Source organism: Halobellus sp. EA9, from assembly GCF_051195055.1.
GTDB classification, from domain to species: Archaea; Halobacteriota; Halobacteria; order Halobacteriales; family Haloferacaceae; genus Haloquadratum; species Haloquadratum rubicundus.
The window spans coordinates 26,600-51,761 of sequence record NZ_JBNTJW010000012.1; the positions used below are offsets into that span (position 1 = coordinate 26,600).

At 70.7% G+C, this 25,162-nt stretch carries 23 protein-coding genes and 3 pseudogenes; 15 read left to right on the plus strand and 11 right to left on the minus strand.

Going from position 1 to position 25,162, the window contains the following annotated elements; genetic code table 11:
* Positions 1–14: 14 nt before the first annotated feature.
* Complete coding sequence (locus ACQUQ0_RS14785; RefSeq protein WP_372387907.1) at positions 15–311, plus strand: transcriptional regulator; 297 nt, start codon at positions 15–17, stop codon at positions 309–311.
* Positions 312–326: 15 nt separating this feature from the next.
* Here ACQUQ0_RS14785 and ACQUQ0_RS14790 read toward each other — a convergent pair whose 3' ends face one another.
* The 7 genes from ACQUQ0_RS14790 to ACQUQ0_RS14820 all read right to left on the minus strand — a co-directional run bounded on the left by ACQUQ0_RS14790 (position 327) and on the right by ACQUQ0_RS14820 (position 8,248).
* Positions 327–1,718 carry an oligopeptide/dipeptide ABC transporter ATP-binding protein gene (locus ACQUQ0_RS14790; protein WP_435186187.1) on the minus strand — a complete coding sequence of 464 codons (1,392 nt, stop codon included), beginning with the start codon at positions 1,716–1,718 and terminating at the stop codon, positions 327–329.
* Positions 1,715–2,884, minus strand: coding sequence for an ABC transporter ATP-binding protein (locus tag ACQUQ0_RS14795; RefSeq protein WP_435186189.1), 1,170 nt, complete (start codon positions 2,882–2,884; stop codon positions 1,715–1,717). The genes ACQUQ0_RS14790 and ACQUQ0_RS14795 overlap by 4 nt, the downstream gene beginning before the upstream one ends.
* Positions 2,881–4,104 carry an ABC transporter permease gene (locus ACQUQ0_RS14800; RefSeq protein ID WP_435186191.1) on the minus strand — a complete coding sequence of 408 codons (1,224 nt, stop codon included), beginning with the start codon at positions 4,102–4,104 and terminating at the stop codon, positions 2,881–2,883. Before ACQUQ0_RS14800 ends, ACQUQ0_RS14795 begins: the two co-directional genes overlap by 4 nt.
* Positions 4,104–5,087 carry an ABC transporter permease gene (locus tag ACQUQ0_RS14805; RefSeq protein ID WP_435186193.1) on the minus strand — a complete coding sequence of 328 codons (984 nt, stop codon included), beginning with the start codon at positions 5,085–5,087 and terminating at the stop codon, positions 4,104–4,106. Before ACQUQ0_RS14805 ends, ACQUQ0_RS14800 begins: the two co-directional genes overlap by 1 nt.
* A gap of 103 nt (positions 5,088–5,190) precedes the next feature.
* Positions 5,191–7,017, minus strand: a complete 1,827-nt coding sequence (locus ACQUQ0_RS14810) for an ABC transporter substrate-binding protein (RefSeq protein WP_435186195.1) — start codon at positions 7,015–7,017, stop codon at positions 5,191–5,193.
* A 104-nt stretch (positions 7,018–7,121) separates the two neighbouring features.
* Positions 7,122–7,688, minus strand: a complete 567-nt coding sequence (hpt, locus tag ACQUQ0_RS14815) for a hypoxanthine/guanine phosphoribosyltransferase (RefSeq protein ID WP_435186197.1) — start codon at positions 7,686–7,688, stop codon at positions 7,122–7,124.
* Between the two features lie 131 nt (positions 7,689–7,819).
* Entirely contained in the window at positions 7,820–8,248 is a 429-nt protein-coding gene (locus ACQUQ0_RS14820) for a type IV pilin (protein ID WP_435186199.1), read from the minus strand.
* Between the two features lie 252 nt (positions 8,249–8,500).
* Between ACQUQ0_RS14820 and ACQUQ0_RS14825 the strand changes: the two genes are divergently transcribed.
* From ACQUQ0_RS14825 to ACQUQ0_RS14865, 9 genes are all read left to right on the plus strand, one after another.
* Positions 8,501–9,661, plus strand: coding sequence for a monovalent cation/H+ antiporter subunit E (locus ACQUQ0_RS14825; RefSeq protein ID WP_435186201.1), 1,161 nt, complete (start codon positions 8,501–8,503; stop codon positions 9,659–9,661).
* On the plus strand, positions 9,661–9,945 hold the full coding sequence (locus ACQUQ0_RS14830) for a cation:proton antiporter (protein ID WP_372387892.1): 285 nt from the start codon (positions 9,661–9,663) through the stop codon (positions 9,943–9,945). Before ACQUQ0_RS14825 ends, ACQUQ0_RS14830 begins: the two co-directional genes overlap by 1 nt.
* Before the next feature lies 1 nt (position 9,946).
* A complete protein-coding gene (gene mnhG, locus ACQUQ0_RS14835; protein ID WP_435186202.1) occupies positions 9,947–10,258 on the plus strand; it encodes a monovalent cation/H(+) antiporter subunit G in 312 nt (103 codons plus the stop codon).
* The gene (locus ACQUQ0_RS14840; protein WP_435186203.1) at positions 10,255–10,797 is read left to right on the plus strand and encodes a DUF4040 domain-containing protein; all 543 of its coding nucleotides are present in this window, start codon (positions 10,255–10,257) and stop codon (positions 10,795–10,797) included. Before mnhG ends, ACQUQ0_RS14840 begins: the two co-directional genes overlap by 4 nt.
* Positions 10,794–11,288, plus strand: coding sequence for an MnhB domain-containing protein (locus tag ACQUQ0_RS14845; RefSeq protein ID WP_435186205.1), 495 nt, complete (start codon positions 10,794–10,796; stop codon positions 11,286–11,288). Before ACQUQ0_RS14840 ends, ACQUQ0_RS14845 begins: the two co-directional genes overlap by 4 nt.
* On the plus strand, positions 11,285–11,647 hold the full coding sequence (locus tag ACQUQ0_RS14850; protein ID WP_435186208.1) for a cation:proton antiporter subunit C: 363 nt from the start codon (positions 11,285–11,287) through the stop codon (positions 11,645–11,647). Before ACQUQ0_RS14845 ends, ACQUQ0_RS14850 begins: the two co-directional genes overlap by 4 nt.
* Positions 11,640–13,202, plus strand: coding sequence for a monovalent cation/H+ antiporter subunit D family protein (locus ACQUQ0_RS14855; protein ID WP_435186210.1), 1,563 nt, complete (start codon positions 11,640–11,642; stop codon positions 13,200–13,202). Before ACQUQ0_RS14850 ends, ACQUQ0_RS14855 begins: the two co-directional genes overlap by 8 nt.
* On the plus strand, positions 13,202–15,115 hold the full coding sequence (locus ACQUQ0_RS14860; RefSeq protein WP_435186212.1) for a proton-conducting transporter transmembrane domain-containing protein: 1,914 nt from the start codon (positions 13,202–13,204) through the stop codon (positions 15,113–15,115). Before ACQUQ0_RS14855 ends, ACQUQ0_RS14860 begins: the two co-directional genes overlap by 1 nt.
* Before the next feature lie 131 nt (positions 15,116–15,246).
* Entirely contained in the window at positions 15,247–16,929 is a 1,683-nt protein-coding gene (locus ACQUQ0_RS14865; protein ID WP_435186330.1) for a Na(+)/H(+) antiporter subunit D, read from the plus strand.
* Positions 16,930–16,946: 17 nt separating this feature from the next.
* On the opposite strand, the gene coaBC is transcribed toward ACQUQ0_RS14865, so the two are convergent.
* Together coaBC and nadE are read right to left on the minus strand one after the other, a co-directional pair.
* Entirely contained in the window at positions 16,947–18,107 is a 1,161-nt protein-coding gene (gene coaBC / locus ACQUQ0_RS14870) for a bifunctional phosphopantothenoylcysteine decarboxylase/phosphopantothenate--cysteine ligase CoaBC (RefSeq protein WP_435186213.1), read from the minus strand.
* A gap of 77 nt (positions 18,108–18,184) precedes the next feature.
* Positions 18,185–18,679: pseudogene (gene nadE / locus ACQUQ0_RS14875) on the minus strand (NAD(+) synthase); the annotation flags it as partial.
* On the opposite strand from nadE, the pseudogene ACQUQ0_RS14880 reads away from it, so the two are divergent.
* Both ACQUQ0_RS14880 and ACQUQ0_RS14885 read left to right on the plus strand, forming a co-directional pair.
* Positions 18,656–19,120, plus strand: a pseudogene (locus tag ACQUQ0_RS14880) (TrmB family transcriptional regulator); the annotation flags it as partial. The pseudogenes nadE and ACQUQ0_RS14880 sit on opposite strands and share 24 nt — an antisense overlap.
* Positions 19,121–19,192: 72 nt before the next feature.
* A complete protein-coding gene (locus tag ACQUQ0_RS14885) occupies positions 19,193–19,627 on the plus strand; it encodes a hypothetical protein (RefSeq protein ID WP_435186215.1) in 435 nt (144 codons plus the stop codon).
* Between the two features lie 16 nt (positions 19,628–19,643).
* Here the strand turns inward: ACQUQ0_RS14885 and ACQUQ0_RS14890 are convergent, their stop codons facing one another.
* Both ACQUQ0_RS14890 and ACQUQ0_RS14895 read right to left on the minus strand, forming a co-directional pair.
* The gene (locus tag ACQUQ0_RS14890) at positions 19,644–20,486 is read right to left on the minus strand and encodes an FAD-binding protein (protein WP_435186217.1); all 843 of its coding nucleotides are present in this window, start codon (positions 20,484–20,486) and stop codon (positions 19,644–19,646) included.
* A gap of 75 nt (positions 20,487–20,561) precedes the next feature.
* Complete coding sequence (locus ACQUQ0_RS14895) at positions 20,562–21,443, minus strand: DUF7551 domain-containing protein (RefSeq protein WP_435186219.1); 882 nt, start codon at positions 21,441–21,443, stop codon at positions 20,562–20,564.
* A gap of 101 nt (positions 21,444–21,544) precedes the next feature.
* On the opposite strand from ACQUQ0_RS14895, the gene ACQUQ0_RS14900 reads away from it, so the two are divergent.
* The 3 genes and pseudogenes from ACQUQ0_RS14900 to ACQUQ0_RS14910 all read left to right on the plus strand — a co-directional run bounded on the left by ACQUQ0_RS14900 (position 21,545) and on the right by ACQUQ0_RS14910 (position 25,148).
* Positions 21,545–22,078, plus strand: a complete 534-nt coding sequence (locus ACQUQ0_RS14900; RefSeq protein ID WP_435186220.1) for a type II toxin-antitoxin system RatA family toxin — start codon at positions 21,545–21,547, stop codon at positions 22,076–22,078.
* A pseudogene (trkA, locus tag ACQUQ0_RS14905) lies at positions 22,072–23,541 on the plus strand (Trk system potassium transporter TrkA); the annotation flags it as partial. The gene ACQUQ0_RS14900 and the pseudogene trkA, both read left to right, overlap by 7 nt.
* Positions 23,538–25,148, plus strand: coding sequence for a TrkH family potassium uptake protein (locus ACQUQ0_RS14910; protein WP_435186222.1), 1,611 nt, complete (start codon positions 23,538–23,540; stop codon positions 25,146–25,148). The pseudogene trkA and the gene ACQUQ0_RS14910, both read left to right, overlap by 4 nt.
* The last annotated feature ends 14 nt before the right edge of the window (positions 25,149–25,162 follow it).

The following is a 25,162-nucleotide window of genomic DNA, read 5'->3' on the forward strand; positions in this document are numbered from 1 at the left end:
GCCGGAGTAGGGATATGTCCGAACCGGGCGAGGACGCCACGACGAGACAGCGGATCGCCGACGCGCTCCGCGCCGAGCCCCACGACGCGACCGCCCTCTCGACCGCGGTCGGCGTGCCCCGATCGTCGGTCTACCGACACGTCGAACACGTCGCCCAGAGCGTCGACGGCGAGGACGAGCAGTTCCTCGTCGCCCCGCCGGAGTGCCGCGAGTGCGGCTTCGACGGCTTCGACGACCCGCTGAACGACCCCTCGCGGTGTCCGGAGTGCCGCTCGGAGCGGATCGCCGAGCCGCGGTTCGTGATCGAGTGAGCGGCGCGGCGGCCGTCAGTCCGTCGAGTCGCGGACGCCGGCGTCGCGGTCGGTGTCATCGGCGTCGCGATCGACGTCATCGGCACCGGCCGCGGACGCCTCGTCGAGGAGGTGACAGGCGGCGGTGTGTGTGTCGCGGCCGGCGCGGTCTCCGTCGATGCGGCGCCGCGGCGGCGACGACGCCTCACAGGGCGAGCCGAACGCCCGCGCCAGGATCTCCGCCGCGGCCGCGTCGTCGCCCGCGACGAGTCGGCCGAGCGCGCGGTCGAGGACCGCCTCCGCGTCGGGGTCCGACAGCGACTCGGGGAGATCGAACTCGCGTCTGAGTGCAGTCTGCACCGCCTCGCTGGCGACGTCGTCGGGGTCGACGCCCCGCTCGGCCGCGACGTACTCGCGAACCGCGCCGACGTCGATACTCGACTCTCGGCCGAGCCGGACCCGAAAGCGGTGGAGCCGTCGCCAGCCCTCGCCGTCGAGGTCGTAGCCCTCCGGCGGGATCACCTCGGGACACCGCGTGTGGAACCGACAGCCGTCGGGCGGGTCGGCCGCGCTCGGGACCTCGCCCCGGAGCCCGACGTCGGGCCGCTCGACGCGCGGATCGGGGATCGGCATCGACGCGAGCAGGGCCTTCGTGTAGGGATGTCGGGGATCGCCGAACACGGGCTCGACCGGCCCGGACTCGACGACCTCGCCGAGGTACATCACGGCCACGCGGTCGCAGACCTCGCGGACGACGGCGAGGTCGTGGCTGATCAGGAGGACGCTGAGATCAAGTTCCCGCCGGAGGCGGTCCAGCAGTCCGAGGACGTCCGCCTGCACGGACGCGTCGAGCGCCGAGACGGGCTCGTCCGCGATCAGGAGGTCGGGATCGACGACGAGCGCGCGGGCCAGCGCCGCCCGCTGCTTCTCGCCGCCGGAGAGCTCGTGCGGGTAGCGGTCGGCGTCGCGTCGATCGAGCCCGACGCGCTCCAGGGTCGACTCGGCGAGCCGGCGCCTGCGCGCCCGATCCGCTATCCCCTGGACGGCCAGCGGCTCAGCGACCGATTCCCCGATCGACCGCCGGGGGTCGAAGCTCGACGCCGGGTCCTGGAGGAGCAGCCGCGCGCGGCGGCGGAACCGCCTGAGCGCCGGCCGATCGTACTCGGTGACGTCCTCGCCGCGAAAGCGGACGGTGCCGCCCGTGGGCTCGTCGATCCGGAGGATCGCTCGAGCCGCCGTCGACTTCCCGCAGCCGGACTCGCCGACGAGCCCGACCGCCTCGCCGCGCTCGACCGTCAGGTCGACGCCGTCGACGGCGCGGACGCGCCCCGCCTCGCGGTTCCAGAAGCCCTCCGTGAGCCGGTAGTGCTTTTCGAGGCCGCGGACGGCCAAGAGCGGCGAGTCGGCAGGGGGCGGATCAGCGGTCATCGTGTCTCACCCCTGTCGGCGTTGGCCTCGCCCTCGGTCCGATCGGATCCATAGACGACGCCGGTATCGCCGGCGGGTCCGAAGTGGACGCAGGACGCGACGTGTTCGGCGGCCGCGGCGTCGCCGTCGGGGGCCGATTCCGAGTCCGGCGTCGGATACAGCGGCGGGTGCTCGCCCTCCCGGCAGGCGTCGACGGCGTGGGGGCAGCGCGCGCGGAACCGACAGCCAGGCGGCGGGTGGCCGTCTGTCGCCGAACTACGACCGGGAGACGACGTCGAGCGCTGGCCGTCAGTACCTGCGTCCGCTGAGGTCCCCGATCGCCCGAATCCGCCCCGCCCCGGGAGCGCGTCGAGCAGGGCGCGCGTGTACGGGTGCGACGGCCGCTCGAAGACGTCGTAGACGCTCCCGCGCTCCATCACGAGCCCGTCGTACAGCACGACGACGCGGTCCGCCATCTCGGCGACGACGCCGAGGTCGTGGGTCACGAGCAGCAGCGCCATCTCCCTCTCGGACTGGAGGCCGTCGAGGAGCCCGAGCACCTGCGACTGGATCGTCACGTCGAGCGCGGTCGTCGGCTCGTCGGCGATCAGGAGGTCCGGCTCGCCCGCCAGCGCCATCGCGATCGCGACGCGCTGTTTCATCCCGCCGGAGAGCTCGTGGGGGTAGTCGTCGATCCGACCGGCCGGATCGGGGAGGCCGACCCGGTCGAGGAGGTCGATCGCGCGCGTCCGGGCCTCGCGCTTCGAGACGTCCGCGTGAATCCGGACCGCCTCCGCGACCTGCCAGCCGATCGAGTACACCGGATTCAGCGCGCTCTGGGGGTTCTGGAACACGTGGGCGATCCGATCGCCGCGGAGCGCGCGGAGTTCCGACTCGGGGAGGTCGCGGAGGTCGCGCCCGTCGAAGCGGACCTCGCCGGCGACGACGTCGCCGCCGTCGGCGTCGATCAGGCCGGTGATCGACTCGCTCGCGACGGTCTTGCCGCTGCCGGACTCGCCGACGAGACAGACCGTCTCGCCGCGGGCGACGTCGAAAGAGACGCCGTCGAGCGCGCGCACGGGTCCGGCGTCGGTCCGGAACCGCGCGCGGAGGTCCGAGACGCGGAGGAGCGGGTCGCGGGCGACGTCGCCGGCGTCCTCGCCGCGGGCGTCCGTGGGGTCGCTCACCGGCCCACCTCCTGCCGCGGATCGAGCGCGTCCCGGAGCGCGTCGCCCACGAAGTTGAACGCCAGGATGGTCGCGAAGAGGAACACCCCGGGGACGGTCGAGACCCACCAGGCGGTCGCGAGGTCCCCCCGCCCGGCCGCGATCGTCTGCCCCCACGAGGGCAGCGTCGCGTTCCCGAGGCCGATGAACGAGAGCGCCGCCTCCGAGAGGATCAGGATCGGGATGTTGAGCGTCGCGGCCGTGACGATGGAGTTCGAGACGTTCGGGACGACGTGGCGCCAGACGATCCACGGGCCGGACGCGCCGGCCGCGCTGGCGGCGTCGACGTAGGGCTCCTCGCTGCGCTGGAGCGCCTCGCTGCGGACGATCCGGGCGATCCCGCCCCAGCCCGTCACGCCGAAGATCACGATGAGGACGAAGAGGCTGCCGCCGAAGAGGTATGCAAGAAAGAGAAACAGGAAGAACGTCGGGAAGGTCTGTTGGATATCGACGTAGCGCATCAGCGCCTCGTCGACCCACCCGCCCGCGTAGGCGGCCGTCGCGCCCACGGCGGTCGCGATCGCGATCGAGATGAGCGTCGCGATCAGGCCGACCTGCATACTGACGCGCATCCCGAAGATCGCGAGCGCGAGCAGTCCCTTCCCCTCGGCCGTGGTCCCGAGCGGGTACCGCCACGTCCCTCGGCACCGGCCGTCGACGACCGGTCCGACGCACTCGGTCGGGACCGCGGCGTCGACGCTCAGGAACACCGGCGGCTGGTACGCGGCCGCGACGTTCAGGTCCGGCGGCTGGAGGAAGAGCGTGCCGACCGAGCCGAGCAGGAAGACGAAAGCGAGGTACGCGAGGCTGACGACCGCGGGGGTGTGGCGTCGGAAGCGACGCCAGTAGTAGGCGGTCAGCCGGCGGTTCCGCGCGAGCGGGACGAGCGCGAAGGCGAGCGTCAGAAGCGTCGCGACGAACAGCCAGTCGACCGCGGTGACGTCCCAGGCGAAATCGAGGGATCCGACCTCGACGGTCGGCCGGTCGGCCGGCAGCGACAGGTCGTAGGCCAGCGCGAGCGCGTAGGCGACGACCGCCGCGAGGGCGGCGAGTCGCGTCCGCGAGCGGCCGCCGTCGTCGGCGTCGATCGCCTCCCAGTCGACGTCCTCGAAGCGCTCGCGCTCCGACTCGGCTGGTGGGTCCGCGATGTCGTGTCCGTCCTCGCGTCCGTCCCCCGCCATCACCGATCACCGTAGTCGATCCGCGGGTCCAGCGCGGCGTACGCGAGGTCCTGGAGCAAATTGCCGATCACGGCGACGAACACGGGCACGAGCGTCGTTCCGAGGACCAGGGCGGTGTCCTGGCGGCGGATCGCCTCCAGGCTGAGGCGACCGATCCCCGGAATGCCGAAGACGACCTCCACGAGGTACGACGCCGAGAGGATCACGCCCAGCAAGTCGCCGACGAGGATCGTCGAGAGGGGAACGAGCGTCGGCCGGAGGACGTGTCGGGTGAGGATCCGCCACTCGCTCGCGCCCTTCGCCCGCGCGGTCTTCACGAACGCCGCGCGGACGTACTCCAGCGCCTCGGCCCGGGCGTAGCGCATCGTGCTCGCGATCGCGCCCGTCCCGAGGACGAACACCGGAAGTGCGAGCTGCCGGGCGTTCGCGAGCGAGAGGGGTCGCGTCCGGGCCAACTTGGCGTCGAAGAGGACGGGCACCCAGCCGAGGTGGACCGCGAACACGAGGATGAGCACGATGCCGAACCAGAAGTTCGGGATGCTGATCCCGAAGAACGCGACGAACGTCGCCGCGTAGTCGGTCTTGGTGTACTGATTGAACGCCGAGTAGAGGCCGATCGCGATGCCGAGGAGGGTCGAGAGGAGGACCGCCGGAACGGTGTACATCAGCGAGTACGGGAGCGCGGTCAGGATGGCCGCCACGACGGGCTGGGAGCGGGTGTCCGACCAGCCCCAGTCGCCGGTCGCGAGGTTCGCGAGGTAGTCCAGATAGCGCGCCCAGAGCGGGCCCCGCAGCCCCCGTCGTCGGGCGTACGCCTCCGCGGCGGCCTCCGCGCTCCCGCCGCTCGCGGCTGCCCGAAACTGGATCCGGGCCAACTGCGGGTCCGGCGCGTACTCCAGGAGGACGAACGTGACCGTGAGGATGACGAAGGCGACGACGCCCGCCCACGCGACCCGCCGCGCCGTGTACCAGTGCAGACTCATCGTGAGACTCGCGATCGCCGTCTTTGAAAGTCGGTCCCGTCGTCCGCAGTTAACTGTGTCGTCCGGTTCGATCGGGGGCGCCCGCCAGCGGACCCGCAGCCGCTCACGCTCCGTCGAGCCGCCACGTGTTCCGGTCCCACGTGTAGCCGAAGACCTCCTCGGGGCCGCGGACGTCGGCGTCGAAGCCGACGATCTCGACGCCCATATTCAGGAAATTGAACGGCTGTTCGACCGAGAGCGCACCGAAGATCTCCGACAGCGCCGCGCGGCGCTCGCTCTCGTCGACCGTCGTCGAGGCCGTCTCGAACAGCGACGCGAAGTCCGTCTCGGGGTAGTAGCCGTAGAAGTTCGTTCCGCCGCGCCTGACCACGAAGCCCCGGATCGACGACGGCGTCCGGGGATAGGTGTTGAACGTGATTCCCAGGAGCATATCCCAGGGCCGCGAGCTCAGCGACCGGTCGCGGGGGCCGCCGTTGTAGGGACCGGCGTTCCACGGCGGGTCGCCCTCGCCCTGCCAGCTGTTGTAGAGGTGCTGTTCGACGATGGCCCCGTACTGCTTCGCGGACAGTTCGACGTCGATGCCGACGGCGTCGTACTCCTGGGCGACGAGCTCGGCGGTCGTCTCGACGGCCTGCGAGCCCTGCGCGAATACCAGGTCCAGCGACACGGGCTCGCCGTCGCCGTCGACGACGCGGTCGCCCTCGTAGCGGTACGGCGTCGAGCCGAGGTTCGCGCGGAGGAGCTCCCGGGCGCGCTCGTGGCTGTACGCGTCGCCGACGCCGAGTTCGCGGACCCGCTCGTCGGAGTACCACTTCGAGAACGTCGGCTGGAAGGTGTGGGCGACCGTCGCGTACCCGCGGAGGACGTCCTCGACGATCCGCTTTTTGTCGACGGCGTACGCGAGCGCGCGTCGGACCGCGGGCTTCCGGAACGCCTCGTAGAAGGAGCCGTTGGCGCGCTGATTGTAGATCAGCGAGGTCATAAACGCCTGCGGGAACACCTTGACGTCGACGTCCTCCAGGCCCTCGAACTGCTCGACGCGCGATTCCGGGATCTCGGTGGCGGTCAGTTCGCCCGATCGAAGCGCCGAGAGGCGGGTGCTCTCCTCGGGGACGACCCGGTGGGTGTAGGAGTCGAAATACGGGGCGTTCTGCCACTCGTCGGGCACGTCGTCGGCCTCGCGCAGGTAGTAGTCGTCGTTGCGGGTGGCGACGAACGCCGAACCGCGGTCCCAGCGCTCGAAGGTGTAGGGGCCGAGGTTGCCGGCGTACGCGAGCGTCTGGACCGCCTCGTCCTGTGCGAGGCCCTCCTGGTCGCCGTCGGGACGGTACCGCTGGATGAGCTCCTTGGGCATACAGTAGGCGCCCCACATAATCGGCCGGAGCGGGAACGCCGGGTCCGGCTCCGGCAGGCGGATCTCGAACGAGCGCGCGCCCGTCTTCTCGACGGGGATCGGCTCGCCGCCGCGCCGCCAGTCGCCTGGGTTCGGGTACCCCGCCCAGTTCGGCTCCGCCTGGAAGACCTCGGTGATCATATACACCCAGTCTTCGGCCGTCATCGACCCGTAGTCTCCGCCCCAGCGGAGATTGTCGCGGAGCTCTACGGTGTACACGCGGCCGTCGTCCGTCGAGATGTCGGCCCACAGCGGGAAGATCTCCTGGTCGGGCGTGACGGCGTAGGCGCCGTCGAGCGTCAGCTGGATCCGGTTCGAGGAGGGGACGTCGTCGACGCTGAGGAAGTTCAGCGTCTGGGCGCCGGTCGAGGTGCCGTCGACGTAGTCGGCCCCGTCGCTCGGTCCGGTCCCCTGCGGCGCGCTACACCCCGCGAGCGACGCCGCGCCCCCAAGACCGAGTAGATGGAGAAAGGATCGCCGGGACCGCGACGCGAGCGCGATCGGTCCGCGGCGGTCCGAATCGCTACCGGATGACATACGACGAACGTGCGCCTATCTGCGGAAATAGCCATCGATCACCCCCACAGACGCCCGTATTCTGTAGATTTACTGACTTATGTCGGCGCCGCTCGGTGTCGGGCTCAGTCGTCGCCGTGCGCGTCGACTATGACGACCTCGCCGTCCTCGACGCGGACGTTGATCAGCGTCTTGACGTGGTGGTCGCTGTCGTCGAGTTCGTTCGGGCCCGCCTTCTTGATCACGGCGACGGTGTCGACGATCTCGGCGCCGATGGTGTCCAGGGCATCGAGCACCGCCCGCATCGTCCCGCCCGTCGAGAGCACGTCGTCGAGGACGAGCACGCGGTCGCCCGGGTCGACGTCGTTGATGTACATCTCGTTCTCGGAGTAGCCCGTCTGCTGGCTCAGCGGCTCTTCGCCGTCGAGGCCGTACTGGCGCTTGCGGATGACGACGAGGGGGATGTCGGTCATCAAAGAGACCGCCGTGGAGATGTGGATGCCCATCGCGGCCGGGGTGACGATCTTGTCGACGTTGTCGATCTCGGCCTTCCGGATGATCTTGATCACGATCTCCCGCAGGAGCTCCGGGCGGAGCATCGGGACGCCGTCGCTGATGGGGTGGACGAAGTACTCGTAGTCTCCCTTCTCGATGATCGGGGCTTCGAGGAGCGACTGCCGCAGTTGATCCATATCGACGATTCTGCGGGTCGGAGATAAAAACTGGCGGTTCGCGCGCTCGTGGCAAGGGCGACCCACGGGCTACGCCAACGACTGTCTCGGGCCGACGAGAACTCGGGAGCCGAAAAAACGTCAGTCGGCGATCAGACCGTCGGGGCGGTCGACTGGCTCAGGGTCGCCGAGGCCGATCCGTCGGCGGACTTCCAGACGACGCGGACGGTCTCGCCGCTCCAGGGAACGGTGTTGTTGAACTCCGCGCTCGTCCCAGCCGAGACTGTCCCGGTCAGGCCGTTGTGGCCCTCCCACTCGACGGAGCCGACCTCCAGTCCGGTCGTGTTCAGTTGGGCAGCGTCGATGGAGTCGCCGCTCTCGTGGGTGATCGTCACGTTCGTGTCGTCAGTGTAGTCGAAGCTAAAGCTCGCCTGGGGCGCCGTCTGCTGGAGCCCCTGACCGAGGTTCAGGACGAACGTCCCGATGACGGCCGCGAGGATGACCGTGATCGCGACCATCAGGATGACCCCGATGACCGGCGAGACGGCTCGATCCTCTGTGAATAATTTCTGAATATTCATACTATAGTATACGATCGATATCAATATAAAGGTACTCGGATGTGAGATAACAATTCCCATATGCCGGTCGCGGGAAAGTGGACGAAGAGATCGCGTGTGGGCGAGGCTCGAACGTTCGTCCAGAGATCGTGTCTACGGCGGCGTGACGGCGGAGCGGAAGACGTATTTGACCCCCTTAATAACGGTACGGTAACGTATGAGTCGCGTGACCGACTGGAGGCGGCGGCCGGTATCACAGGCAGGTGGTGGCTGATGGCGGCCAGTAGCCCGCGGATCCTCGTGCCCGTCGGCGAGTCCTCGACCGTTCGGAACACGGTCGCATACGCCGTCCGAGAGGCCCGGGAGGCGGCCGAGGGGAGCGGCGAATCGGCGGTCGTCCACTTCGTGTACCCCGCGCGGTGGCGCCTCGTCGACGGCGGCTCCGCCGACGACACCGAGAGCGCGACCGATCTCCTGGACCGCGTGACCGTCTGGGCCGAAGAGGACCTCGACTACGACGGGGAGGGCGAGAGCGGGCTCCCGGTCGAGATCGACACCGCGGTCATCGGCGCCGACCGCTACCTGTTCAGCCCCGGCGACTTCGCGGCGATCGTCGCCGAGTACGGGCGCCGGCACGACCTCGATCGGGTCGTCGTCGATCCGGAGTTCCGGCCCGGCGGGAGCGCCCCGATGCTCCGGCCCTTCGAGGTCGAACTCGCGCGGTCGCCGCTCTCTGTCGAGGAGGCGCCCGGCGGTCGGCCGACCGCCCGGAGCCGGCTCGTCTCGCGAACGACTCTCGGGAAGGGCGTCGCGACCTTCGGCGCCACGTTCGCCTTCTATCTCGTCGTCGCCGGGTCGCTGTCGCCGTTCGATCTCGCGACGGGCGGGCTGACGGCGCTGCTCGCGACGATCGCGTTCTCCAACGTCGCCTTCGTGCTCTCCCCGTCGCCGAGGCGGACGGGCGTCCGGATCGCCCGGATGGCGCTTTTCGTGCCCTACCTCGTCTGGGAGATCACGAAGGCGAACCTCTCGATCGCGTACATCATTCTTCATCCGGACCTGCCGATCGACCCCGAGATGCGACGGTTCCGAGCGGGCGTGTGGGGCGGGCTCCCCGTGACGACGCTCGCGAACAGCATCACGCTGACGCCGGGGACGCTCACGGTCGACGTCGGCCGCGAGGGGCTCGACATCCACACGCTGACCGGCTCCGCCCGCGACGACCTCGCCGCCGGCGGGCTCGAACGGGCGGTCCGGTTCGTCTTCTACGGCCGCTCGGGCGCCCGCATCCCGACGCCGACCGAACGCGGGAGCATCTCGGTCGTCGAATCGAATGCGGACGACGGCACGTCCGACTCCGTCGCGACCGACGAGCAGATCGATCCGGCGCCGGCCGCCGACGCGACAGACGCCGCGCCGGAGGAGGACGACTGATGGCCGTCTCGGGACTGCTCCAGACGGTGCTTTTGGCCGCCGCGGCCGCGTTCGTCGTCTTCGCCGTCGTGCTCGTCTACCGGATCGTCGCGGGCCCGACGATGCAGGATCGGGTCATCGCGGTCAACGGGATCGGGACGAACGCGGTCGTCGTCCTCGCGCTCCTGGCCGCGGCGCTCGACCGGCCGGGCTACCTCGACGTGGCGCTCGTCTACGGGATGTTGAACTTCCTCATGAGCATCGCCATCTCGAAGTTCACCGTCGAGCGGGGCGGGGTGATCTGAGATGACGCCGACCGAGATACTGGTCGTCGCGCTCGTCGCCGCCGGGACGTTCTTCGCGTTCGTCGCGGTCGTCGGGATCGTCCGCCTGCCGGACCTCTACACCCGTGCGCACGCGACGTCCAAGAGCGACACCCTGGGGATCCTGCTCACGCTGAGCGGGGTCGCGCTGGTCTTCGGCGCCGACCTCGCGGTGGCGAAGACGGTCCTCCTGGGGCTGTTCCTGTTCGTGACGAACCCGACCGCCGCACACGCGATCACCCGCGCCGCATACGACCAGGGGATCGCCCCCTGGACACGGGAGGGAGACGAGTGAGCGCAGTCACGGCCGAGCTCGCGGTCGTCCTCACCTTCTCGGTGCTGACCGCGCTGGCGGCGATCTTCCTCCGGGACGTCCTCAACGCGATCATCGCCTTCGCGGCGTTCAGCTTCGGCATCGCCGTCGCGTGGCTTCTCCTGGCCGCCCCCGACGTCGCGCTGACCGAGGCCGCCGTGGGCGCCGGGATCACGACCGTCCTCTTCCTGGTGACGATCGCGAAGACGGTCCGGCCGGGCGGCGAGCGCCTCTTCGAGCCGATCGAGTGGCGCTCGGTCGCGGTGGTCGTCGTCCTGGCGGGGACGCTCCTGACGACCGTGCGGTCGCTGCCGGCGGTCGGCTCGCCGACCTCGCCGGTCGCGACCTCGCGGATCACCGAGTACTACCTGGAGAACGCCTACCCCGAGACCGGCGTCGAGAACGTCGTGACCGCCGTGCTCGCGGCCTACCGCGGGTTCGACACCCTCGGCGAGGCGACGGTGGTGATCGCCGCCGGGCTCGCGGTGCTTCTCGTCCTGCGACAGGAGGCCTACGTATGAGCGGAGATCCTGACAGAACCTACGTCGAGAGTACGATCATCATGACGACCGTCCGCGTCGTCGTCCCGTTCGTATTCACCTTCGGACTCTACGTGATGTTCCACGGGGCCGAGTCCGCGGGCGGGGGCTTCCAGGGCGGCGTCATCGTCGCCTCCGCCGTCCTCCTGCTGGCGTTCGCGTTCGGGATCGAGCCCACGCGCGCGTGGCTGGAGGGCCCGCTCGCCCAGGCCGCGATCGCGGTCGGAGGCGCGACCTTCGCGCTCATCGGCCTCGGCGCGGTGGTCGGCGGCGGCGCCTTCCTGGAGTACGAGGCGTACGGGCTCGGGACCCACGGCGTCAAGTACGGCATCGAGCTCGTCGAGCTCGGGATCGGCGCCATCGTCTCGGCCGTCCTCGTCAGCCTCTTCTTCAGCCTCGCGCGGGGCGACTTCGTCGTCGCCGGCGAGGCTGTCGAGACCGAGGCCGACAGCGAGGGGGGTGAGCGCGCGTGATCGACCTGCTCGCGACCCACTACAACTACCTCGTGTACGTGGCGCTCGTCGGTATCGGCCTGTACGGCGTCACCGCCAGCTCGAACCTCGTGAAGAAAATCATCGGTCTCAACGTCTTCCAGGTCGGGATCTTCCTCTTTTTCGTCACGAGCGGCTACATCCGGGGCGGCTCGCCGCCCGTCGTCCACGGCCACGGCGCCGAGACGTTCGTGAGCCCGCTGCCGCACGTGCTCATCCTGACCGCCATCGTCGTCGGCGTCAGCCTGACCGCCGTCGCGCTGGCACTCGTCGTGCGGATCTACAACGCCTACGGGACGCTCGACGAGGAGGCCATCCGGGAGGTGCAGCTCGATGACTGACGCCGTCGCCCTGCTCGTGGCCGTGCCGATCCTGCTCGCGCTGGTGCCGGTGGCGTTCGGCCGCCGCTGGGACCGCGTCGGCTGGGCGACGGCCGCGGTCGCGGCGCTCGTCCATCTCGGGCTGTCGCTTGCTGTCGCCGCGAAAGTGTTCGCCACCGGGTCGTTCACCTACGCGGTCGGGGACTACGCGCCCCCGTTCGGGATCGAACTCGTCGCCGACGGCGTCAGCGCGACGCTCGTGGTCCTGACCTCCGTCGTGACCGTCGCGGTCGTCGCCTACGCGCGGACGGCCGGGCCGCACTCGAACAGCTTCTACAGCGAACTGCTCCTCCTGACCGCGGGGATCTCGGGCGTCTTCGTCACCGGCGACGTGTTCAACCTCTACGTGTTCATCGAGATCACGGGGCTGGCGACGTACGCGCTGGTCGCGACCGGCGACGACCCCGCCGCGGCGCTCGCGAGCCTGAAGTACCTGCTCGTGGGAACCATCGGCGCGTCGCTGTACCTCCTGGGCGTCGGCTACCTCTACATCGCGACGGGGACGCTGAACATGGCCGACCTGTCGACGCAGCTCCCGGAGGCCGGCTACGGCTCGCCGCTGGTCCTCACGGGATTCGCCCTGCTCGTCGTCGGCCTCGCGGTCAAGGCCGCGCTCTTCCCGCTCCACACCTGGCAGCCCGGCGCCTACGCCGAGTCGCCCCACAGCGTCACCGCGTACATCTCGGCGCTCGTGTCGACGGCGGCCGCCTACGCGCTGTTCCGGATCGTCTACGCCGTGTTCACGCCCGCCTTCGACGCCGCCGTGCCGTTCGCGCTCGACGCGCTCGTCGTCCTGGCGTCGGTGAGCGTCGTCGTCGGCTCCGTGCTGGCGGTCCTCCAGTCCGACCTCAAGCGGATGCTGGCCTACTCCTCGGTCGCGCAGTTCGGCCTCGTGATCGCCGGCTTCGCGGTCGCCAATTCCACCGCGGTGACCGGCGGGCTCGTCCACCTCGTCGGCCACGCGGTGATGAAGGCCGGGCTGTTCGTCGGCGTGGGCGCGCTCGCGAGCGTCGCGGGCGGCCGCACCGTCGACGACCTCGCCGGCGTCGCCGACCGCGCGCCGCTGACCAGCGCCGCCTTCGCGGTCCTGGCGTTCGCGCTGGTCGGCGTGCCGCCGGCGATCGGCTTCGCCGGGAAGTGGCACATCGTCCTCGGCGCGGTCGAGGGCGGCCGCTGGGGCGTCGCGCTCGTCGCTGTGGTGAGCACGCTCCTGACGCTCGCGTACTTCGCGCGGGTCGTCGAACGGATGTACTTCCGCGACGCGCCCGCGCCGGCCGAGGAGGTCGCGGGCGAAGTTGCGGACGGCGGCGACGACACGCTGGCCGCAGACGGCGGGGCAGCGAGCGAGTCGGCGGCCGATGAGACGGTCGACGCGGATGCGGAGGCGGCGGCCGGCTCGGTCCCGCCGACGGCGCGCGCCATCGTCGTCGGCGCCGCGGTCGCCGCCGTGGTCCTCGGCCTGTTCGCGGTCGAGCTGATCGACGTCTTCGAGCCCGTGCTGGAGGTGTACTTCTGATGGAGATCGAATCTCTCAGGCCGCTCGCGGCGGTGCTGCTCCCCGCGGTCGGCGTGTTGGCTATCGTCGCATCGCACCGCAGACCCGACGTCCGCGAGGGCTTCACCATCCTCACCGCGCTCGCGACGTTCGGCACCGTCGCCAGCCTCGTCCCGCCGACGCTCGCGGGGACGACCCACGTCACCCGGCTGGGGACGTTCGTGCCCGGGATCGACCTCGCGCTCAGCGCGGACCCGCTCGGGATGGTCTTCGCGCTCCTGGCGAGCGGGCTGTGGCTCGTCACGAGCTTCTACAGCATCGGCTATATGCGCGGCCTCGACGAGCACTCCCAGACGCGGTACTTCGCGGCGTTCGCGGGCAGCGTCGGCTCGGCGCTCGGCGTCGCGTTCGCGTCGAACCTCGTCGCGCTGTACGTCTTCTACGAGCTCCTGACGGTCGCGACCTACCCGCTCGTCGCCCACGACGAGAGCGACACCGCGCGGAAGGCGGGCCGGAAGTACCTCACCTACACCTTCGGCGGCGGCGTCGCGGTGCTGGCGGGGACCGTGTTGGTCTTCTGGACGACCGGCACGGTCGCGTTCACGCCCGGCGGCATCGCCGAGATCGCGAGCGCCGATCCCGTCCTCGCGCGGGCGGCGTTTGCGCTGCTCGCCGGCGGCTTCGGCGTGAAGGCGGCGCTCATCCCCGTCCACTCGTGGCTCCCCGACGCGATGGTGGCGCCGACGCCCGTCTCCGGGCTCTTACACGCCGTCGCGGTCGTCAAGAGCGGCGTGTTCGGCATCGCGCGGGTGGTGCTGGACGTCTTCGGCCCGCAGACCGTCGCGGACCTCGGCGTCGGCCTGCCGCTGGCGACGGTCGCGGCGATCACGATCGTCGTCGCGAGCGTGATCGCGCTCCGGCAGGACAACCTCAAGCGCCGGCTGGCGTACTCGACGATCAGCCAGCTGTCGTATATCGTCCTGGGGCTGGGCCTGCTGTCGCCCGCGGCGCTCGTCGGCGGGCTGCTCCACATCCCCGCGCACGCCTTTATGAAGCTCACCCTGTTCTTCTGTGCGGGCGCGATCCACGTCGAGACCCACACCGACGACATCAGCGAGATGGCCGGGATCGGAAAGCGGATGCCCGTGACGATGGCGGCCTTCGCGGTCGCGAGCGTCGGGATGGCGGGCCTGCCGCTCGTCGCGGGCTTCGTGAGCAAGTGGTACCTCCTGATCGGGAGCCTCGACAACGGGACGGCGGTCTTCGCGGGCGTCCTGCTCGTCTCGGGGCTGCTCAACATCGGCTACTTCTGGCCGATCGTCTACCAGGCGTTCTTCCAGACGCCGGAGGACAGCGACGCGAAGCCGCTCGTGGAGTTCCCGATGGGCGGGCGCCGCGTCCGCACGGACGGCGGCGAACGACCCGAGGAGGACGAACACGACGACGGCGGCGACGTTGAGGCCGCGGACGGACCCGACCCCGCCGGTCCGGAAGCAGAGCACGACGAGGTGCCGATCAACACCGCCGAGCGGATCGAGCCCGAGGTCGACCCCGACGTCGAGCCCTCCGAGAGCGAGGGTCAAGTCGAGGTCGGCGCGCGGGTCGAAGACGGCGAGTACGCCGTCGACCGGTACCCGAGCGATCACCTCCGCGACGACGGGAGCGACGGCGCCATAGACGGCGCCGACGACTCCGCGGGCGGGGAGATGTCGATCACGGAGGCCGGCGCCGACGACCACCACGTGGACCACGGCGGCCCGCCGGCCTCCGGCTGGGAGCGCCGCGGCTTCGGCGAGGAGAGCACGTGGTTCATGCTCGGGCCGATCACCGTCGTCGCGGCGGGCGCCATCGCGCTCGGCATCGCGCCGAAGGCGATGGTGTTCCTCGCGCTGATCCAGCGCGTCGTCGCGAACGCAACGGGGGTGGCGTTCTGATGAGCGGACTCGCCACCACGCCCGCGACGGCGACGACGCTCCTGGCGTCGGAGCCGGCGGGCTCGCTCCCGACGGTCGACCTGCCGACGGTCCTGCCGCCGGCGCTCGTGATCCTCGCGGTCGCGATCGTGATGCCCTTCCTCTCGCGGCGGCTCGGCCACGCGCTCGGCGTCGTCGCGACCGGCGGCGTCTCGCTGTGGTCGCTGCTCGTGCCGGCGGGCGTCTACCTCCCGGTCTCGTTCCTCGGCTTCGACGCGGTGCTGCTCAACGTCGACACGCTCTCGCGACTGATGGGCGTCATCTTCGGGCTGATCGGCGCCGCGGCGGTGCTGTACTCCTACTCGTCGGAGGCGACGAACCGCCAGACGGCGTTCGCGCTGGGCTACGTCGGCACCAGCGTCGGCGCGGTCTTCGCCGGCGACTGGCTCACGATGATCTTCTTCTGGGAGCTGATGGCTGTCACGAGCACCCTGCTCGTGTGGGACTACGGCGGCGAGGCCGTCCGCGCGGGCTTCCGGTACGCGGTCTACCACGGCCTCGGCGGCAGCCTCCTGATGGCGGCGATCGTCTGGCACTACGTCGAGGTCGGCTCGTTCCTGTTCAGCGCCAGCGCGGGAATGAGCGCCGGGATCCCGGCCGTCCTGGCGGCGGTCGGCATCGGCGTCAACGTCGGCTTCGTCGGCCTGCACACCTGGCTGCCGGACACCTACCCGCGCCCGCACGTCGCCGCCAGCGTCTTCCTGTCGGTGTACACGACCAAGACGGGCGTCTACGGCCTCGCGCGGGCGTTCCCCGACGGCAACCTCGCGATCGCGTACATGGGCGCGGCGATGGCGCTCGTGGGCGTGCTGTACGCCCTGCTCCAGAACGACATGCGTCGCCTGCTGTCGTACCACATCCAGTCGCAGGTCGGCTATATGGTCGCCGGCGTCGGCGTCGGGACGGCCCTGGCGACCGCGGGCGCGTTCGCCCACGTGTTCAATCACATCCTCTACAAGGCGCTGCTCTTCATGACCGCGGGCGTCGTCATCGCGCGGACCGACGAGCAGAGCCTGAAGTACCTCGGCGGCCTGGGCCGGGCGCTGCCTGTGACGGCGCTGGCCTTCACCGTCGCGGCGCTTTCGATCAGCGGCTTCCCCGGCTTCAACGGCTTCGTCAGCAAGGGGATGATCACCGCCGCCGCCCACGAGGAGCACCTCGACGGGATCTTCTACATCCTGCTCGCGGCGGGCGTCGGGACGTTCATGTCCTTCATCAAGTTCGGCTACTACGCCTTCCTCCGGTCGGGGACGGGCAACTGGACGCTCCGGCAGTCGGCGACGGGCCAGCGCGTCGCGATGCTCGGCGTCGCCGCGCTCTGTGTGATCCTGGGGCTCTACCCCGACGCGCTGTTCCTGCTGCTGCCCGGCAGCACCGCCGACGCCCACCCGTTCACGCTGAGCCACCTCGGCGAGGGCTTCCTGCTCGCCGCCCTGGGCGTCGTCGGCTTCGCGCTCCTGAAGAAGCCGCTCTCGAAGATCGGCAACGGCGTCGACGTCGACGTCGTGATCGAGCCCGCGACCTTCTACGGGATGCGCGGCCTCGTCCGGGGGACCACGGGCCTGTTCGCCGCCGTCGACCGCGCGGTCGTCGCGGCCACGAACGCCGCGCTCGCCGCCGCGTCCGACCCCTACGGGACGATCCGCGGGCCGGCCGTCGCCGTGATGGGCCGCGACAGCGAGTCGCTCCGCGAGGGGAGCCTCCGGGCGACGATCGCGACGAGCGTGCTGCTCGTGGCCGCGGTGCTGACCGCGACGCTCGTCGGCCTGCTGTAGGCCTGGACGGGGGCTTTTTACTCCGGGAGCACCTCGGCGATCCGGTCAGCGATCGCGCCGCCGAGTTCGGTCTTCGTCCCCGAGAACTCGACCGCGTCGTCGCCGTCGACGAACAGCGTCCGCGTCTCGTCGTCGCCCATCACGGAGGCGTCGTTGGCGACGACAAAGGCGAGGCCGACGCGGTCGCGGATCCCCCGCGCCGCCTCGGTCATCTCCGCGTCGTCGCCCGACGTCTCGGCCTTGAACCCGACGATCGGCAGGTCCGGGTGGGCCTCGCGGACGTCGTCCAGAAGCTTCGGCGTCGGGCGGAGTTCGAGCGTCCGCTCCTCGCCCGAGCGGAGCTTCTCGTCGGCCCGGTCGACGGTGTAATCCGAGATCGCGGCCGCGGAGACGACGGCGTCGGTATCGGCGTCGACTGATTCGAGGACGGCGTCGCGCATCTCAGCGGCGGACTCGACCGTCACGGCGTCGGCGTAGTGGACGTCGCCGCCGGGGTGGACGAGCGTGACGTCGGCGCCGCGGACGTGACAGGCGCGCGCGACCGCGCGGCCGGTCTTGCCCGACGCGCGGTTCGTGAGAATCCGCACGGGATCGATCGCCTCGGCGGTCGCGCCCGAGGTCACGACGACGTGGCGGCCGGCGAGGGACTGCTCGGCGGTCGCGCGGGCGGTCGCGGTGACCATCGCCGCCTCGGTCGCGATCTTCGCCTTCCCCTCTTCGATCCGCGGGTCGACGAAGTCGACGCCCCAGGACGACACGCGGTCGATGGCATCGAGCACGCCGGGGTGGTCGTACATCGGCTCGTGCATCGCGGGCGCGATCACGACGGGCACGTCCGCGCCCAGCGCGGTGGTCGCACAGGTCGTCACCGGCGTGTCGTCGACGGCGCCGGCGATCTTGCCGACGGTGTTGGCCGTCGCGGGCGCGATCAGCAACACGTCGGCCCAGCCGTCGCGGCCGCAGAGCTCGACGTGTTCGACCAGGCCCGTGATCTCGGTCACGACGTCGTTGTCGGTCGCGAACTCGACCGCCCAGGGGTGGACGATGCCCCGCGCGCTCTCGGTCATCACGCCGCGGACCGACGCCCCCTGCCGCCGCAGTTCGTGGGCGAGTTCGACCACCTTCACGGCGGCGATGCTCCCCGAGACGCCGAGCGCGACGTTGACACCCTCCAGCATCGCTCCTCGATTCGGGGGCGGCGAATAAAACTCCCCGCTCTTCGGCGGCCGTCGCCGGACCGGCGTGTCGGTCCGCCTCAGGCGCCGCGCGGGTCGGTCGGCGTCGGGGACGTGCCTCGCTTGTGTGCGGTGGCGGCGTGTCGGTCGAGCAGGTCGGTCACGGTCGCCTCGTCGACGTCGAGCCGTCGCGCGACGGTGTCGGCGTCGCACCTCTCGTCGACGCCGAGCCGCAGGACTGAATCGACGACGCCGTACGGCGCCCCGAGGTCGTCGGCGTCGACCTGGCCGGCGAGAAAGCCCGCGCTGGGCGCTTTGTCGACGACGAACTCGGGCACGTCGAGGACCTCGGCCAGCGCCCGCACGTCGGTCTTGTAGAGGTGGCCGATCGGGAGGAGGTCGGCCGCGCCGTCGCCGTGCTTCGTGAAGTAGCCGAGGAGCCGCTCGCTCCGGTTCGTCGTCCCGCAGACCAGCCGGTCCGTCGCGTTGGCCGCGAGGTACGCCAGCGCCATCCGGAGCCGGGCGACGGCGTTGCCGGCCGGGACGGCGGCTCCGACCAGGTGGTCCGGGGCGAGGGGATCGCCGACGAGATCGACCGCAACCCCGGGACGATCCGGAACCAGATGCAGAGCCTCCGCGCGCTCCAGTTGGTCGAGGGCATCCCCGGCCCGAAGGGCGGATACAAACCGACCGCGGACGCCTACGAGGCGCTCGACGTCGAGCGGATGGACGAGCCCGCTCAGGTGCCGGTCGAGCAGAACGGCGGGGCCGTCGAGGGCGTCAACGTCGAGGAGGTCGACCTCGCCACGGTCCACCATCCGGACCTGTGCCGCGCGGAGGTGCGGTTCCGGGGATCGGTCCGGAGGTTCTCGGAGAGCGACCACGTGACCGTGGGACCGACCCCGTCGACCGGCCTGCGGCTGTCGGGCACGGTCGACGCCGTGAACGCCGACGAGAACACGCTCATCCTCACTGTGCGGCAGACGAACACGCCCGCGGGGCAGTCGGCCGGCTGAGGCCGCTTCGCCGGCGACCGCTCCGACCGCGAGGCGCGCCCGTTTTGTCCGTCGACCGCCTACGGCGCGGCGATGACAGCAGAACGCTGGTGGGTCAGACTGGCCGCCCGGTGGCTGGCCCGCGTCGACGGCGTCTCCGGAATGGTTCGCCTGGCGATGCTCGGGATGACCGGGCTCTCGACCGCGACGATCACCCTCCGACAGTACGGCCACGGCGAGTACGCCTGGCCGCTGATCGGTGTCACCCTCGGCGGGACGCTGCTCTTCACGTACTTCTACACCGAGGGCGGCGTCTGGAACCAGATGTCGCGGGACCGTCAGGACCTGTCGAGCAACTTCGCGAACCCCTCGATGCGGATGAACAACGAACTGCTCGCGCGGGCGGTCCTCGCGGCCCAGGAGAAGCGCGAACTGACCGAGGCGGAGCGCCAGGCGATCAAGGCCGAACTGGACGACGCCTTCGAGGAGTACCGCGACGGGATCGAACTCGACGGCATAGACGGATAGCCCCCCGCCGAGCCCGCTACTCGTCCAGTCGGCCCAGGTCGTCCTCGACGAGGCTCGGGTGCGTCCGCTGTGGCTCGGGGTGCGGGTCCTCGAAGGCCCGGCGTATCCGGTCGCGGGCGGCCGCCCGGCGTCGCTCGCGCTCGTCGGCGTCGATCTCCTCACAGCCCGGCGGGACCTCCCGACCCCGGTCGGTGAAGTAGCCCTCCGGCGTCACCCAGTCGTTGTAGTACGGCGTCTCGGAGTCGTGGACGACGGTCAGTCCGACCTCGGCGCCGTGGCCGGCCGCGACGACGGCCTGGTGGTACTTCTCGGTGAGGCGCCCCGCGGCGTAGACGCCCTCGACGGCCGTCCGGCCCAGCTCGTCGACGTCGACGTAGCGCTTCGAGCCCGCGTCGCGGATCTCGACGCCGAGGCCGTCGAGGTAGGAGACGTCCGACCACGACGCGGCGATCACGGCGTCCGCGCGGGTCGACCACTCCGCGGGCGCGTCGGCGTCTGCGTCTCCGTCGTCGGCAGGTGCGTCGCCGGCCTCGACGCGGACCTCGAAGCCGTCGCCGCTCGCGACGACGTCGGCGACGCGGCCGGAGCGCCGGCGGGCGCCGCTCTCGTCGGCCTGCTCGCGCAGGAGATCGAGGAAGCGTCGCGGGTCGACGCCGCCGGGGAAGCCCGGCATATTCTCCAGGTGTGCGTTGCGCGCGAGGATGCTCTCGGGCGCGTCGACGACGAGCGTGTCGAGGCCCGCGCGGGCGGTGAAGGTGGCCGCCGTCAGCCCGGCGACGCCCCCACCGACGACGAGGACGTCCGCGGCGTCGGGGGCCTCTGTCGGCGCTGCGTCGGAGTCGGTGTCGCGAGAGGACATACGCGCCGAGACGCCGCCGGAGGCCGTGAGTGTCACGGTCCGGCGGCGCTCGGGCGTCGGAAGGGAAAGAGAGAATCAGTACTCGGAGTCGGTGTCGTAGAGCTGCTCGTCGTCGCGGGCGTCGACGGAGGCGAGCCCCGCGGGCACCCGACCCGGCTCGACGCGGAGCCGCCAGGAGCGGTCGCCCAGCGGCGTCGCCTCCGCCAGCCGGAACGGCGTCTCGGGGAGCCGCCGGGCGAGGGCGATCGCGATCGGGAGCGTCGGGAGCCGGCCGGTGCGCTCGGCGAGCGCGTAGTCGTCGATCGTGACCCGCCAGCCCGTCCCGTCGGCGCGGGCGACGCGGTAGCCGTCGACGAAGCCGACCCGGTCGAGGTGGGTCATCGTCGCCTCGACGCCCTCGTCGGGTCGCAGCGTCGCGGCCGCGTCGGGTGCGCGGAGCGACGACGCCGCCGAGGCGACGACCGCGGTCTGGTCCCGGCGGCCGGTCCGGTGGGCCAGTTCGCTCGTCATGCTCCACAGCATCGTGAGACAGAAGTCGTCGCGGTCCTCGACGACCTCCGCGAGCGTCAGGTAGGTCTCCATCGCCGCCGACTCGACCTCGCGGAGGCCCGCGTCCGAGAAGGCTTCGAGCACCGCGCCCGCGACGTCGTGGCAGAACGAGAGGTACCGCAGGCGCTCGTCGGCGCGGCCGGCCGTCGCGACGCCCGGCGGGGACTCCTCGACGTCGTGGACGAGCGGGTCGTAGAAAGGCACCTGCGGGTCGTACTGCCGGAGCGTCGCGCGGTACTCGGCGGTCACGTCGGCCGCCTCGGCCGCCGTGTCGCGGTCGTCGAACCGCAGGCCGGCGACCGGCGAGAGCTCACAGCCGGTCCGGCCGCAAACGACGGCGTAGGGCCCCTCGGGCGCGGCGAGCGCGTCCACGTGTCGGCGGATGTCCCGGAGCGTCGACCCGACCATCGACTCGAATATGAATGCTGAAAGACAAGTACGTTCCGGTCGGTGCGCGGTGCGGTCGCGCCGCCCGCAACGCTTTCCGTGTCGCGGTCCGAGGTTCGGGCGTGGACGAACTCGTCGTCAGCACCGTCGTCTACCTCCCGGCCGAGGAGGTCTACGAGTTCCTGCTCGACTTTCCCAGATACGCCCGCTACTCCGAGCACCTGCGGGACGTCACGCGGCGCCGCGGCGACGGCGGCGCCGGGACCCGCTATGCGATGCGCTTCGCGTGGTGGAAGCTCACCTATACGGTCGAGTCGGAGGTGACAGAGGTCGAGCGACCGGAGCGGATCGAGTGGCGGACGGTCCGGAACCTCGACGCCGGCGGGCGCTGGTGGATCGAGGCGCTCGACGAGGCGCCCGAGGGCGCCCCCGCGGGCACCGACGCGGCGACCCGCGTCTCCTTCGAGGTCGCGTACGACCCCGACTCGGCCAACGAGGGCGGGATCGACCTCCCGCGGTTCGTCTCGTTCGGGTGGGTGATCGACCGGCTCAAGCCCGCGATCACGAACGAGGCAGAGCGCGTCGTCGAGCGCGTCGTCGAGGACCTCGAAGGGCGCCGGCGGGCGGTCGACCTCACGGTCGAGCGGCGGTCGTAGGCCGAACCGCGCGATTTCCGGCGTCAGAGCGCGTCTCGGCCGCCTCACCGGCGTCGGAACGATGCCGAAAGAGGGATACCGCCTCGCCCGGCACAGTCGATACGAATGCATCGGGGTGGTCGTCAGTGCGCGTAGTCATCGTCGGCGCGGGCCAGGTCGGGTCCAGTATCGCGGCCGACCTCGCGGACACGCACGAGGTGGTCGTCGTCGACTGCGACGCCAACCGCGTCGAGGAACTGAACTACTCGCTGGACGTCCTCGGCGTGACCGGCGACGGGACGTCGATGGCGACGCTCGAAGAGGCGGGCATCGAGGAGACCGACATGGTGATCGCCTCGACCGACGACGACGAGACCAACATCGTCGTCTGCTCGACGGTGAAGGCGATCTCGGACGCGTTCACCATCGCCCGGGTGAAGAACACCGAGTACCTCCGGACGTGGCAGCGCTCCGAGCGCGCCTTCGGCGTCGACTTCATGGTCTGTACGAACCTGCTCGCCGCGGAATCGATCGTCCGGATGATCGGCCTGCCGGCCGCCCGCGACGTCGACCCCTTCGCCGGCGGGAAGGTCCAGATGGCCGAGTTCGAGGTCGACGACGACAGCCCCATCGCCGACCAGACGGTCGCCGAGGCCGACCGCTTCGACTCGCTGACGTTCGTCGCCATCCTCCGGAACGGCTGCGTCGAGATCGCCCGCGGCGAGACCGTGATCGAGCCGGGCGACCGCGCCATCGTCATCGGCTCGCCCGAGAGCGTCCAGGAGTTCGCGCGCTCTGTCGACCCCGAGGAGTCGCCCGGAGACGCCGAGGAGGTCGTCATCGTCGGCGGCTCGGAGATCGGCTACCACGTCGCGCGCCTGCTCGAATCGCGGGGCTTCAGCCCGCGGCTCATCGAACAGGACACGGAGCGGGCGCGCGAGCTCGCCGAGCGCCTCCCCAAGACGGTCGTGATGGAGTCGGACGCGACCGATATCGAGTTCTTGGAGCGCGAACACGTCGGCGAGGCCGACATCGTCGTCTCGGCGCTGGACTCCGACGAAAAGAATCTGCTCGTGTCGCTTCTGGCCCGCCGGATGGGCGTCGAGCGCACGGTCGCGATCATCGACGCCGACGAGTACGTGGACCTCTTCGAGACCGTCGGCGTCGACGTCGGGGTGAGCCCGCGGAGCGTCGTCGCCGAGGAGATCACGCGGTTCACCCGCGAGGGCGAGGCCGAGAACGTCGCGCTCATCGAATCGGACAAGGCCGAAGTGCTGGAAGTGGAAGTCGACGGCGAGAGCCTGCTGGCCGGCCGGCCGATCCGCGAGTCGGTCCGGGAGCTCCCCGAGAGCGTCGTGATCGGCGCGATCACCCGCGATCGTGAGTTCGTCACCCCGCGCGGCGACACCGTCGTCGAGGTGGGCGATCACGTCGTCGTCTTCGCCGGAATCGACGTCGTCGAGGACGTCGCGCCGCTACTATGACGCCGAACCTCCGCGTCGACGCCCGCGCCAGCCTCAGCCTCGTCGGGTCCGTCCTGAAGTACCTCGCGGTGCCGCTGTGTCTCCCGCTCGTCGTGGCGCTGTACTACGGCGAGACCGTCGTCCCCTTCGTCGGGACGATCCTCGTCACCGTCGCGGTCGGCGTCGGCCTCGAACGGCTCGATCCCGACCCCGACCTCCGGGCGCGCGAGGGCTTTCTGATGGTGGCGGCGACGTGGCTCGCGGTCGCCGTCGTCGGCGCGCTCCCCTACCTGATCGAGGCCCACGGGATCCCGATGGTCGTCGAGCCCGTCCACCCGGAGTCGACGCTCCGGAACCCCGCGAACGCGCTCTTCGAGACGATGAGCGGCTTCACGACGACCGGCGCGACCGTGCTCGGCGACATCTCCTTCGAGTCGCACACCCGCGCGATCATGCTGTGGCGCCAGCTCACCCAGTGGCTCGGCGGGATGGGGATCGTCGTCCTCGCGGTCGCGATCCTCCCGGAGCTCTCGGTCGGCGGCGCACAGCTGATGGACGCCGAGGCGCCCGGGCCGGGCATCGAGAAGCTCACGCCCCGGATCGCCGAGACCGCGCGGGCGCTGTGGGGCGCCTACCTCGGGCTGACCGTCCTCCAGATCGTCCTGCTGTACTCGCTGCACCTCGCGGGCATCGATCAGGCGATGACGTTCTACAACGCCGTCTCGCACGCGCTGACGACGATGCCGACCGGCGGATTCTCCCCCGAGGCGCGGAGCATCGAAGCGTTCAGCGCGGCCGCCCAGTGGATCATCATCCCGTTTATGCTCGCCGCGGGGACGAACTTCGCGCTGTTCTGGCACGTGCTCACCGGCGAGCCGAAGCGGCTCGTCCGCGACTCGGAGTTCCGGTTCTACGTCGGGACGATCGCCGTCCTGACGGGGATCCTTACGGCGGTGTTGTTCACCGGCGACGGGCTCGTCAGGTCGGTCCCGGCGGCGGCGACATTCGACGCGTCGTACCTGCGGACGTTCCGCGCGGAGATCGTGGGGCAGCTGGAGCCCGCGCTCCGCTATGCCGCCTTCCAGGTGGCGTCGATCGTGACGACCACGGGGTACGCGAATATGGACTTCAACGCGTGGGGCCCGGCCGCGCAGTACGTCCTGCTCTTCGGGATGTTCGTCGGCGGCTCCGCGGGGTCGACCGGCGGCGCGATCAAGATCGTGCGGTGGTACGTGATCCTGAAGTCGATCCGTCGTGAGCTGTTCACGACCGCCCACCCCGACGCAGTCCGCCCGGTCCGACTCGGCGGTCGCGCCCTCGACGAGCGCGCGGTCCGCGGGATCTACGCGTTCACGCTCCTGTATCTGATCATCTTCTTCGTCGGCTCCGGCGTCCTGTTCCTCGACGCGCTCCGGGTCGGCCTCGCCGTCACGGTCCTGGAAGTGATGTCGGCGACGGCCGCGACGCTGGGGAACGTCGGTCCGGGGTTCGGCGTGGTCGGGCCGATGGGGAGCTACCTCGCGTTCTCGAACGCGAGCAAGCTCTTTATGTTCGCGCTGATGTGGATCGGCCGGCTCGAAGTCATCCCCGTCCTGGTGCTTTTGACGCCGGAGTACTGGACGCGGTGAGCGACCGAGGACCC